General features: G+C 41.1%; 10 protein-coding genes. 7 read left to right on the top strand and 3 right to left on the bottom strand.

All coding sequences use genetic code 11. The features are described from left to right. Window positions 1-79 precede the first annotated feature (79 nt). Window positions 80-1,477, bottom strand: coding sequence for a DUF4270 family protein (locus tag BMY70_RS02910; protein WP_090331759.1), 1,398 nt, complete (start codon window positions 1,475-1,477; stop codon window positions 80-82). A gap of 162 nt (window positions 1,478-1,639) precedes the next feature. Between BMY70_RS02910 and BMY70_RS02905 the strand changes: the two genes are divergently transcribed. The 3 genes from BMY70_RS02905 (at window position 1,640) to BMY70_RS02895 (ending at window position 3,922) form a co-directional block, all read left to right on the top strand. Continuing rightward, window positions 1,640-2,365 (top strand): LytR/AlgR family response regulator transcription factor, encoded by a 726-nt coding sequence (locus BMY70_RS02905; RefSeq protein ID WP_090331757.1) that lies wholly within the window; start codon window positions 1,640-1,642, stop codon window positions 2,363-2,365. A gap of 160 nt (window positions 2,366-2,525) precedes the next feature. After that, window positions 2,526-3,560: a Kelch repeat-containing protein gene (locus BMY70_RS02900; protein WP_090331755.1), complete on the top strand. Its 1,035-nt coding sequence runs from the start codon at window positions 2,526-2,528 to the stop codon at window positions 3,558-3,560. Window positions 3,561-3,562: 2 nt separating this feature from the next. After that, the gene (locus BMY70_RS02895) at window positions 3,563-3,922 is read left to right on the top strand and encodes a DUF4907 domain-containing protein (protein WP_229209450.1); all 360 of its coding nucleotides are present in this window, start codon (window positions 3,563-3,565) and stop codon (window positions 3,920-3,922) included. A gap of 86 nt (window positions 3,923-4,008) precedes the next feature. On the opposite strand, the gene BMY70_RS02890 is transcribed toward BMY70_RS02895, so the two are convergent. Next, entirely contained in the window at window positions 4,009-5,106 is a 1,098-nt protein-coding gene (locus BMY70_RS02890) for an endonuclease/exonuclease/phosphatase family protein (protein WP_090331753.1), read from the bottom strand. 175 nt (window positions 5,107-5,281) lie between these two features. Here BMY70_RS02890 and rimP point away from each other — a divergent pair, with 175 nt between their 5' ends. From rimP to BMY70_RS02870, 4 genes are all read left to right on the top strand, one after another. Further along, a complete protein-coding gene (rimP, locus tag BMY70_RS02885) occupies window positions 5,282-5,770 on the top strand; it encodes a ribosome maturation factor RimP (protein ID WP_090331751.1) in 489 nt (162 codons plus the stop codon). 83 nt (window positions 5,771-5,853) lie between these two features. Further along, a complete protein-coding gene (gene nusA / locus BMY70_RS02880) occupies window positions 5,854-7,095 on the top strand; it encodes a transcription termination factor NusA (protein ID WP_090331749.1) in 1,242 nt (413 codons plus the stop codon). Window positions 7,096-7,173: 78 nt separating this feature from the next. Beyond that, complete coding sequence (gene infB / locus BMY70_RS02875; protein ID WP_090331747.1) at window positions 7,174-10,383, top strand: translation initiation factor IF-2; 3,210 nt, start codon at window positions 7,174-7,176, stop codon at window positions 10,381-10,383. Window positions 10,384-10,614: 231 nt separating this feature from the next. Continuing rightward, window positions 10,615-11,568, top strand: a complete 954-nt coding sequence (locus tag BMY70_RS02870) for a phytanoyl-CoA dioxygenase family protein (protein WP_090331745.1) — start codon at window positions 10,615-10,617, stop codon at window positions 11,566-11,568. Window positions 11,569-11,710: 142 nt separating this feature from the next. Here BMY70_RS02870 and BMY70_RS02865 read toward each other — a convergent pair whose 3' ends face one another. Continuing rightward, window positions 11,711-12,628, bottom strand: a complete 918-nt coding sequence (locus BMY70_RS02865) for an NAD(P)-dependent oxidoreductase (protein WP_090331743.1) — start codon at window positions 12,626-12,628, stop codon at window positions 11,711-11,713. Between the last annotated feature and the right edge of the window lie 85 nt (window positions 12,629-12,713).

The raw sequence follows: 12,713 nt of genomic DNA, 5'->3' as shown, positions 1-12,713 counted from the left end.
TAGTAATACAAAGAAAAGCGGCTCAGAAGATTTCTGAGCCGCTTTTCTTTCTACTTATGTTCGTTAAGAGGCCAACAGATTAAGGCTTTAACGTCGTATAATAAAGTTGAAGTTTTGCACCAGGCTCCACAGTATTTTTCTGATCTCCGATTACAAGGCGAGTGAGGCTTTGGGCAAATTCTGTCTGTGTTTCCGGGTAGGTATTTGCGCTCAATGCTGATGTTACAAACAAAAGCCCGTTAGCATCTGCCGACTCGCTTGCAAGAATTGATGTAAACTGTGAACTTACATCGAATAAGTAATATTCGGTATTGGTGAAAAGATCGTTTACATAACTCCCTACAACAGCTGTTGGCTGAGAGGTGCCTCCCAATGTTGCCAGGGGAATGGGCTGGCCGCTGGATGTGATGAACTGATTGTTTTTATCACAATAGTAAACGTGTATGGTTGCGGGCGCTCCAAAAATACCTTTTACAACGGAGTTTTTATAAGGTGTAATTCTTAAAAATGCGCGGTTTGGCACAGAGTATTTTACATCTTTCAAACCACGTAAAGTTGGGAAATCAGCTCTTGCCATCAGACCTGGGCCTCCTTGGATGAACACTTTATTTCCGGATTGTTCTGATGGAAGTGCTGTTCTGCTGTTTACTGGCAATTTGGCCAGCTCAGTTCCCGCTCGGTCAGCAAGGATTTGATTATATTCCGCAGTAACCTTAAATGTTCCAACTCCTTTTGTAACACCATCTTTTTCATCGGTATGGTAATGAAGTTCAACTACAGTACTGTCACTGCTTGTTTTAAAACCGATCACCGACGCGTCGTCTTTTGCATTAGCCATAACGACCAAGCCCTTTACAATGTTGATCCACTGCTCATTGGTCGTTAAAAGATTAGCTGCGCTCTGATCAAATATCTTTTTTCCTAAGACGTCGTCAAGCTTAAATCTCACAGAATTAACCTGATTCGGAGACGGTTTGAAGCTTTTCTTGCCAATTGGGGTTTCGTCAAAAGTCGTAGTATTATTATTGAAATAATTGCTTTTAACCAATATGTCCGCCTGAAGCGTGTGAACAGTTAAATTTAACGTTTTGGTCGTGTCTCCGTAATAATACTTATCATATGGAAGTTTCAAGACCAGTGAATCATATACTGCTTTCTCAGGAAGGGAAAAAGATGTTACTACAGTTGGCTGGAAAAACGCAGTGGAATGCATCTTCCCAAAGAATGGATCGACGTATCTGCCGACAAGCATACGCGCAGCACCGCCTGTCATGGTCGAATCCCAGGCAACTGTGGAAAGCTTCACAGTTGTCGTATCAGAAAATAAAACTAGGAAATCATCTGGGTTGGTTTGTTCGAGAGCATTAATTTCATCACCCGATTGGCAACCTGAAAGTGAAACGCACAAATATAATCCGGCGAGTAAGCTGGAAACCGGCGAAAATAATCCTTTAAAAGAATAATAAGTAAATTTCATTTAGCGCAAGAACAGTAAAAATGCAAAAATATCAGATATAACCTGAATAACAAAGGGAATTAGACAAACAGGCAAAATGTGTAGACCAAAATCAGTTGCAACAAAATCGCCGGCTTGCACGTATAGCTAGATATCACATCGGCAATTTGCATTTAAGTACATATGAGGAAGATCAACTGTATTGTCATTGATAAAAGTGAACACGATCTGGAAGTTTTGAGTCAGCACATTAACAGTATTTCATTTTTTGATTTGATTGGCGCCTATACCGTTTCGGAAAATGCCGCCAGCATTCTTAAAACGCAAAAAGTAGACCTTCTATTTTTAGATATTGAAAATTGTGGTGCGGATGGACTAAGGGATCTGAGAAGTTTATCTGACAATACCAGGATAATCATTACAACAAATAGGGATTATTTTGCGTTAGAAGCCTTTAACCTGGATATTTTAGATTACCTTTTGAAGCCTCTTCAAAGAGAACGTTTCTGGAAAACAGCCGAAAAAGCCCATGAAATTTTCAGTTTGTTGACTCTGAGAGAAAGGAGAAACAAGGCAGATGAGCAATTTATAAATTTGGAATATTTATTTGTAACCTCGGATTACTCGTTGGTGAAGATCAAATTATCCGATGTCAGCCATGTTGAAGGGTTGAAAGATTATCTCAAAATTTATTTGGTTACTCAGCTTAATCCCGTCATTACAAGGATGACAATGAAAGCATTGGAAGAAAAATTACCGAGAAATCAGTTCTTCCGGGTTCACAAATCTTACATCGTTTCGATCGGTAAAATAGATATTATCAGAAGCCAGCGCATCAAAATCGGACAAAATACAGTACCTATTAGTGACAGCTATTATGAAACTTTTAGACAAAAAGTAAATATATAATTTTTCTAAGCAATTCCAAGATGTTATGTTTGCAGTAGATTTGGTCCAAATGTCTCTTCATCTACACATTCGGTCCGTTCATCTCAATTGTTTTTTTTATCCTTAGTGTACCACGATTTTTGTATTCATTTGTATTAATTAGTCAAACCAGAATTTTTTCATGTTTAATACCTTAAAAAAGTCATCGTTAACCCTTCTAATCGCTTCAACTGCACTAATTCAATTCGGATGTGGTAGTGAATCCGATCCTGACAAAGTTGGAAACTGGTACAAAAAAGATGTACCTTCCTTCGGAGGTATTCCCCGTTACGGAGCAGTAAGCTTTATGATTAATAACAAAGGTTACATAGGTACAGGATATACCAGAGAAAGTGTTCCAAGAGTTAAAGATTTCTGGCAATATGATGCCGATGGCAAAATATGGTCCCAGGTGGCTGAATTCACAGGAGCTGCAAGAAATGACGCTGTTTCGTTTGTTGCTGGTGGTAAAGCCTACGTTGGGACTGGCTATGACGGAGTTACAACCGTTGATAACGGCTACAAAAAAGATTTTTGGCAGTACGATCCGACTACGAATAAGTGGAAAGCGGTAGCTGATTTTGCGGGTGTCCCTCGTCAGTATGCTTCTGCATTCTCAATCGGAGATAAAGGATATGTTGGTCTTGGATACAACGCATCAGGTGTTTATCAGGACTTTTATGAATATAATCCAACAACGGACACGTGGACAGAGGTTGCGACGTTTCTTGGAGGAAAAAGAAGAAGTGCGACTGCTTTCACAATCGGCGGAACAGGTTATATAGGTTTCGGCATTAACAATTCGGCTGCAACGGTAAGAGACTTGTATCAATTCGTTCCAGGCGGTGCAAGTGGAAAGGGAACCTGGACTCAGAAAACTGTTTTTAATGATGACAATGGTGATTTCCCACAAGTACGATCAAATGCTTTTGCACTAGTCATTAACGAAAAAGGATACATCGTTGGTGGAACATCAAATTCAGATTGCTGGGAATATAACCCCACGTCGGATACCTGGATAGAGAAAACTTCTTTTGAAGGAGGAACACGTGGTTATGCAGCAGGTTTCGTAATCAACAATGTAGGTTATTTTGGAACAGGACTTGCAAGCTCCACTCCAGTTGATGACTTCTGGGGTTTCAATCCTGATGCAGCTGTAGACGACGACGATAACTAAGCGTGATTAAAAGTTCAAAAAATTTCAGATCTGCTTTGATCTGTACGTGGGCCTTCGCTGCCGCCGTTTTTCTTTCTTCCTGCGATGGAAACAAGAAAAATGCAAGCAGCGAAGGTCTTCGCGCTTACAAGGTGTCCGCAATTCATCTCGACAGCACGTGGGGATACCGGATTTCTCAGGACACAGTGCCTGTGATCGAGCAGAAAATAATTCCCGGCTTGCCAGGCAATGCTGGGTTTAGCACAGAACAGGAGGCTCTTAAAACGGGAGATTTGGTTGTTAAAAAATTAAATCAGGGAATATTTCCTCCCTCGGTTTCACGCCAGGAGTTAGATAGTCTGGGAATAACCTACCAACGATAGATAATAGATACAAGAAATCATACTAACTAAAAGCGGCGGAATTCTCTCAGAATCCCGCCGCTTTTAGTTGGTACCTGATTAATTAACTACTCACGATTAACTGAATACGTCCCAAAACTTGGATTATGATCTGAATATTTTACACCCTTTAATGTTTTAAAATCTAAAAGGTCAAGCTTGGTGTCATTGTAAAACTGATTGTCAATTCTAATGAACCAGGGAATCCGGTTGTAGGTAAATCCAAAACCCTCGCCTTTTTCTTCAAATGCATTTTTCAGTAAAGCTCTTGTCCGGCCATAAAAATAACTATAAGGTGTTTCATTAAAATCTCCGCAAACGATGACAGGATAGGGGGACTCTTTAATCCACTCTTCCAAAACACCAACTTCTCTTATCCGAGCTGAAAATCCTTTTTTCATGGACGATAAGGTAGATTTAGTTTCACGCTTTACGCCTTCCAACTTCTTTTGGCTAACGAGTGTTTTCAATTGCAGCGACATAGAATATAAATGCACACCAATTATCCTTACGGTATCTTTTCTTATAACCACATCAACATACATCAGCCCGTTCTGCTGCTCGAAAGCTTCTTCCTTGTGTTTGATGATCGGAAATTTCGAGAAAATTGCCAGGCTTTTGAATGTAGTGCTTTCATTCATTTTCTTACCAAGTAAATTGTAATACGGATATCCGGATTCTCTGAAGTATTTGACAGTTCTATAAGTTGGCAGCTGTTTTTCATTATTAAATTCCGGCATGCACAGAATGTCAACATTTTGCTTGATGATCCATTCTTTCATCCGCTCGGTTTTAATATCATCTGCCCGGACATGGCGTGGAGTAACCCAGAATCCATAAACGTTATAGTTCATGATCGTAAAGCTGTGTTTATCGGATTGTCCCTTTTCAGGATTTTCCGGCTTATTGCCAAACTGATAGGTTCTTGGCAAAAAGACGCTCGATACAGCGATCAGGAAAATCGGCGCCAGTGATTTTTTTGAATCGACCAGCAAAAAAATAAAAACAAAAATAATGTTGATAATTACCGTGACCGGCAGGGACATCATTAAAAATCCCGCAGCCCAGTGCGGGGTGGGGACCCAATATGTTAAAGCATACACCAGTAAAGAGTAAGCGGCGAAAAACTTAAACAAAAACCAAAAAAATCCTTTCAATCTTTTCACAATGCGATATGATTTCAATCCTGTTACAAAAGTAGACGAACACTTTGAATAAAGAACACTTCTCCAAGAGTTTGTACAAATGATAAAAAAGTTTTACATTTGCATAATAATTCGAGTTTGATCGGTTGATTGAGGGGGGTATTTGATCCCCTTTTTTATTTGTAGTACATCTTACATGACAATAAAAGAACATTTGGAAGTTTTGCTGGCTCCGTTTTTGGAGGAAGGCAATTATTTTCTGGTGGATATTCAGATAAAGGCTTCCAAAGTAAGCCAGAAGGTAACAATTTTAGTCGACAAAGACGAAGGAATTACAATTCAGGAATGTACATCCATCAGCCGCAGGCTTGCGAAACAACTGGAAGAACTGGAAGTTTTCGCAGAAGCCTACACATTGGAAGTTTCTTCTCCCGGCCTGGACCAGCCTTTGGTTCTGCTCCGTCAATATCTGAAAAACCTGGGAAGAAATTTGAAGGTAACTTTGAAAACAGGAGAGTCAATTTCAGGTCAGTTGATCGAGGCAAAAGAAGAGAGTATTACACTTCAACTTCCTGAGCCAAAGAAAAAATCGAAAACGCCCGTAGATGAAGCATCGCTGAAACGTGAGATCCCGGTGGATCAGATCTCGAAAGCACTTGTTGAAATCTCGTTTAAAAACTTATAGATCAGATTATCATTTAGATCTGATTTGCAGGAAATTATATATTATGTATAACTTAGTATCAGCAAATATTCTTAAGCATAACAATGGATAGCGGAATATTAATTGAGTCGTTCGCAGAGTTTGCCAGCTCAAAAAACATTGATCGTCCGACGATGATCAGCGTTTTGGAAGAAGTATTTCGTACAATGATTCGTAAAAAGTACGGTACTGATGATAATTTTGATGTGATCATTAACCCGGAAAGTGGTGACCTTGAAATGTGGCGCACCCGTGAGATTGTCGACGACAACTCGGAAGATATCTGGGATTATAACAAAATTCCACTGGCAGAGGCTCGCAAGATTCAGAATGACTTTGAAGTCGGCGAAGAAGTTGCAGAAGAAGTTAAGCTTGTTGAATTTGGTCGTAGACTGGTTCAGACAGCCCGCCAGACCCTGATCCAGAAAATTAAAGATATGGAGAAGGAGATCATGTATGAAAAATACAAGGATCAGGTTGGTGAAATGATAACAGGCGAGGTGTATCAGACACTTCGTCATGAGGTGATCATCATGGATGGTGAAGGAAATGAGCTTTCTCTACCACGCACCGAGCAAATTTCAAAGGACCGTTTCCGCAAGGGAGAATCCGTTAAATCTGTGATCCATAAAGTGGATATGAATAACGGTACGCCAAAAATTACGTTATCTAGAACATCTCCGGTATTCTTGGAGCGCTTGTTTGAAGTAGAAATTCCTGAAATTTATGATGGAATTATTTCAGTGAGAAGAGTGGTTCGTGAGCCAGGCGAGCGTGCCAAAGTGGCGGTTGAATCCTATGATGACCGCATTGATCCGGTAGGGGCTTGCGTGGGTATGAAGGGTTCAAGAATTCACTCGATCGTGCGTGAATTGGGTAATGAAAATATTGACGTGATCAATTACACAGACAATCTGGAATTGCTTATCAGTCGTGCATTAAGCCCGGCAAAAGTAAGCTCAATGCAGATTGACCGTGAAGCAAAACGTGTATCAGTTTTCCTCAAACCAGATCAGGTTTCGTTGGCAATTGGTAAAGGCGGCCAGAATATTAAGTTGGCAGGCAAACTGGTTGGCATGGAGATTGATGTTTTCCGTGATATCGAAGAACAGAATGATGAAGATGTGGATCTTTCTGAATTCTCTGACGAAATCGATGCATGGATGATCAGCGAATTGCACAAAATAGGATTGGATACCGCTAAAAGTGTTTTAGCGCTTAACAAAGAGGAACTTGTTCGACGGACGGATTTGGAAGAAAATACCGTTGAAGATATTCTGGATATCCTTCGTAAAGAGTTTGAATAATTACAAGAATATGTGGAGGTATTGACATAGTGTTTATATTTCCACGGATGCAAAAACTTTTTTCTACAAATTGCTAATATGGCAGAAGATAAAATGATGCGCCTAAGCCAAGTGGCAAGGATCCTGAACGTAGGAATTACTACGATCGTGGATCACCTGTCTGCCAAAGGGTACAAGGTGGAAAGTAACCCCAATACCAAAATTAATTCGGATCAAATTGATTTTCTTGCGAAAGACTTCAAATCAGAAGATCTTAAAGCTTCATGGGCACCGAGAAATACTTCGTCGGAACCTGCTGTTGAAGTGAAGGAAGAAAAGCACAAAAGTGACGTTGACGGAATTTTATATTTCCGCAATTCGCCCTCTAAACCTATTGAAGAAAAGCCTCAGGTGGAAGAAAAGGCGGAGCCAGCATCCCCTGCTTTTGAAAACAGACTCCCTGGTATTAAAGTAGTTGGTAAGATAGACCTGGATGCTAAAAAGCCAGTTGCTGCTCCAACTCCGGTGCAACCAGAGCCTGTCCAGGAACCTGTAAAAGAGGTTAAGGCTGAAACGCCGCCGCCTGTACCTGTTGCCGCTCCAGAGCCGAAGAACGAGGTAAAAGAAGCTGAACCAGTAAAAGTTCAGCAAGAAGTGAAGCAAGAAACACAGCCGGTTGTGAAACCGCCTGTTGAAAATACAATTATTGAACAACCAAAGAAAGAGCTAGTTGCTGAAAAAGAGGTAGTAGTTGAAAAACCGGAACCAGTGGCCCCGGTACAACCCGTTGCCGAAGTGAAGCCGCCTACTCAAAAAGAAGAGTCAAAACCGGTGGAAATTCCCGTAAAAGAAACTACCCCTCCTGTTGCTGAAAACAAACCGGCTACTGAAAGCAGCCCGGCAACACCAGAATCCAATGAATCTGAATTGATTGAAGCGCGCGGTGAGCAGCTTCGTGGTCTTCGGGTTATTGGTAAAATCGAACTGCCTTCTGACAGAATCAAGAAAAAAGATCCTGTTGCGTCAAGCGATTCGGCTACCGACAAAAAACGTCGCCGTAAGCGCAAGCGAATTCGTGATGAGGTAAGACCAGCTACCGCAGGTGCTCCGGCAACTACGCCAGCAACAGGAACTACCACAACGCCAAGCACTCCTGGAAACAGAGATAATAATAACAGAGATAACAACCGCTCAAGAACTCCTAACGGAGCTCCGAATACAAACGCGCCTCGAACTGCAAATACCGGGACTACCAGTACGAACACAAACAGGCCAGCTACCGGAACTACAGGAACAACGCCTGCTGCCGGAAGTACAGGTACCGGAAACACAGGTGCAGGAGCGGGAGCGGCTGCGAATAAGGGACGAAATAACAACAGAAGAGGCGGGAAAAGGGAAGAAGTTTCTGACAAAGAAGTTTCGGACAACATCAAGGCAACCATGGCCAGAATGGGCGGAGGTAGCAACAGCCGTACCGCAACGCGTGGAAAAGGACTTCGCCGCCGCGACCGTGCAGATCAGAATGATCCAAACGCGGACGGATTAGAAGAAACAAAAGTACTTCGCGTAACAGAATTCGTTTCTGCAAATGACTTGGCTTCTTTGATGGAAGTTACAGTCCAGGAAGTAATTTCGGTTTGTATGAGCATGGGTATGTTCGTTTCGATCAACCAGCGTCTGGATGCAGAAGCGATCACATTTATTGCTGATGAATTCGGATTTGAAGTTGCCTTTATCTCAGCTGAGGAGGAAGTTCAGAATGATGTTGTTGAAGAAGTTGATACAGAAGAAAGCCTTGTCGAAAGAGCTCCGATTGTAACGATCATGGGTCACGTCGATCATGGTAAAACGTCCCTTCTTGACTATATACGTTCAGAAAACGTTGCGAGTGGAGAAGCAGGAGGTATTACGCAGCACATTGGTGCATATAGCGTTAAAACAAAAACAGGTAAACAGGTTACATTCCTTGATACACCAGGTCACGAAGCCTTTACAGCGATGCGTGCCCGTGGAGCAAAAGTTACCGACGTTGTAATTATTGTAATTGCAGCAGACGATAGCATCATGCCACAAACACGTGAGGCGATTAATCACTCACAGGTTGCTGGTGTACCGATTGTGTTTGCATTCAGTAAGATTGATAAGGCAGGCGCCAACACGGAAAAAATCCGTGAAGAACTTGCCAACATGAATATATTGGTAGAAGAGTGGGGTGGTAAATACCAGACTCAGGAAATCTCTTCCAAATCAGGTTTTGGTATTGATCTTCTTTTGGAAAAAGTACTTCTGGAAGCAGAATTGCTGGAACTGAAAGCGAACCCTAACCGCCGCGCGATCGGTAGTGTTGTGGAAGCATCTTTGGATAAAGGACGTGGATACGTTACAACGATACTTGTTGAAACAGGTACATTGAAAGTTGGAGATGTCGTTTTAGCAGGTGCACACTTTGGTAAGGTAAAGGCGATGACCGATTATCTGGGTCGCAAGCTGAAAACTGCCGGACCGTCTATGCCAGTACAGTTACTTGGTTTGAATGGTGCGCCACAAGCAGGTGATCGTTTTAATGTATTTGAAAACGAACGTGATGCACGTGACATCGCTGTGAAACGTGAGCAGATTCAACGTGAACAAACGATCCGTACCCGTAAGCATATCACACTGGAAGAAATTGGCCGTCGTAAGGCGATCGGTAGTTTCCGTGAGCTTAACCTGATCATTAAAGGTGACGTGGATGGATCTGTGGAAGCACTTTCAGATTCGTTACTGCAACTTTCAACAAATGAAGTTCAGGTAAATATCATCCATAAAGCAGTTGGTCAGATCTCTGAATCTGATGTTAACCTTGCGATTGCTGCTGATGCGATTATTGTTGGATTCCAGGTTCGTCCGTCGGCAAATGCGAAGAAAATGGCCGAACAGGATCAAATTGAAATTCGTCACTACTCTGTAATTTACAGTGCGATTGATGAGATCAAAGACGCGATGACAGGTATGCTTGCTCCGACGATCGAAGAAATTGTTACAGGTAATATTGAAATCAGAGAAGTATTTAAAATCAGTCGTATCGGTACTATTGCCGGATGTTATGTTACCGATGGTTTCGTGAAACGTAGCAACAAGATCCGTGTGGTTCGTGACGGTATCGTACTTCTAACCGGAGAAATTGACTCGCTGAAACGTTACAAAGATGATGTTCAGGAAGTTAGAAATGGTTATGAGTGTGGTTTGAGTATCAAGAACTTTAATGATATAGAAGTGGGTGATATTATAGAAAGCTTTGAACTTCGTGAAGTAAAAAGGTCTCTTTAAGTTAACCAGACATATTGAACGAGCCGGTTTTGAGCAATCAAAACCGGCTTTTTTTGTGATCGGGTTCCTATTTTCAATCTCCATTCCCAGAGATTTCTATTCGTTATCAGAATAAAAAAATATTCGACCGAAATTGCTTTTTACAACAATGAGAATGGAATAAATGTATTTTTGTTACGGCAAGACTATTTCTTGCGGTCATGAAATATACAACCCTTTAAAATTTAAAGTATGATTAATGCGAATTTGCCATGGATCGAATCGCCCTTTTTTGAAGAGATTTTAAAAACAAAAAAGTTAACTGATCAACAACTTCATTATGTCAAAGAGTATCAAAAAAATGGTTTTGTAGTTATTTCGGGTATCCTGCCTGAATCCCTGGTCGACAAGACGCGCGAAGATGCAGACAAAAAAGCTTTCAATCCTGATTTTCCGATAAAAACGCAGCGTGACGACCGAAGAGTTCAGGATTTTTGGAAAGTGTCGGAAGCTTCAAAACAGCTAGCCTGTCACCCCAAAATTCTGGAAATGCTGCAATTGTTTTATGATCGGGAACCAATCCCGTTCCAAACGCTTAATTTTAAATTCGGATCACAGCAGCGGGCACATTCCGATACCATACATTTTAGCTCATTACCAGCCCGTTTTATGTGCGGCGTCTGGGTAGCACTGGAGGATATTACCGAAGATAAAGGACCGGTATTTTACTTTCCAGGATCACACCGTCTGCCTGAGTATGATTTCTCTCACATAAAGCCTGATTCTAAAACATCGTCTTATAGTGATTATGTTGACTACGAAGACTTTATAGAAAAAATCGTTGATGCAAATAAGTTTGAGAAGAAAAAATTCCTGGCCAAAAAAGGTGACGTTCTCATCTGGTCTTCTAACATCATTCATGGGGGATCACCAGTTACCAAAGATGGAACCACGCGCTGGTCGCAGGTAACTCATTATTTCTTTAGAGATTGCTACTATTATACACCGATGTTGTCAAACATGGTTACCAAGGAACTGTTCTTGCGAAACAGTCTGGAAAATATGTTGACCGGTGAAAAGGTAGTTCAAACCTACAATGGTAATAAGCTAAGGACTTTCAATTCTGGTAAAAATATTTTTACACTTCTGGAAAAGAAGATCAGGCCGTTTTCTTTGTTGTCGAAGATCGTTCGAGGAAAAGTTTGATCAAATTTATCTCGTAGATTTATGACCTGGCTCCTAAGCCGGGTTTTTTGTTTTAAATCTGTGTATTACTCCTGTTTAACAAGGCATAATAAATCATTCTGAGATGGACATGCGGTGTTTGTGAGCTTGCAGACTCGGCTTTTCAAAACTTATTAATGTTTTCTGAAAAATAGGCTTCAATGTTTTGTAATGTTTTTTCAGTCAATCTTTTACCGGATTCTTCAGTAAACCCGGCGGATAAAGGGTAAAGAATTGCATTATCTAATTTCGATAATTTGTCGAAAAGTGATCCTGCTCCATCAGAATCGAAAATTGCAAAAGACTCAGGATCTTGAAATAGCCAGTTCAACAGCGCATTTTCTTCAAAAGGCTGGCCGAGTGAAGTATTGATAAAAACAGACTTTTTCTTTTTGGAAAGAAAGGCTGTCTGATCCAAAACAAGAGTATTTCTTGGTACATGAACGGTTATAATATCACAAGTTTGGAAAAGAGTATTTATGGAAAGCCTTTTGATACCAAGTTTTTCCACCTCCGGTTTTTCAGTTCGCCCGCTGTAAAAAAGACGCATTCCAAAAATTTTAGCCGTCTGAGCCACCATTTTTCCAAGCGTACCGAGCCCGATTATACCAATGCTTTTACTGCTGAGTTCCGTTGGAAGGCCATTTTGTGGCTTACGTCCAAGACCTTTAAATTGCGTAATTAGTTGTGCAAAAATAAACTCCACAACACCTTCGTCGCCGTAATCCCTGACAGCTTTTACTTCAATTCCTAATTGCGCCGCAGTGGTCACATCAACATTTGATGAAGAGGTATCATACAGGCTGCAACACATACCAATATATCGGAGATTTGGTGATTGTTTTAAAACAGTTGCTGTCAGTGGTGTTTTCCAGCTCACCAGTACGCAGTCGCTGTCCGATATTCTATGGAGTGTTTCTTTCTCATCCTGCGGGCAATCTTCGTAGGTGACCACCGGCCGGTCTGAAAAAGTCTGTAATGCCCAAATTCCCTCCTTATTAAGACGGGTCTTGTCAAGAACGATTATCTGGTTGAAACGCATAGTTTTAGATCGGTTCAGAAAGAAAACAAATGTAAGGAATGTGTTTTTAAACAGATAAATTCCGATGAATTATCTCAGATAGTTA

Source organism: Dyadobacter koreensis, assembly GCF_900108855.1.
In the GTDB taxonomy this organism is placed as follows: Bacteria; Bacteroidota; Bacteroidia; order Cytophagales; family Spirosomataceae; genus Dyadobacter; species Dyadobacter koreensis.
This window is presented reverse-complemented; position numbering and strand designations above follow the sequence as displayed.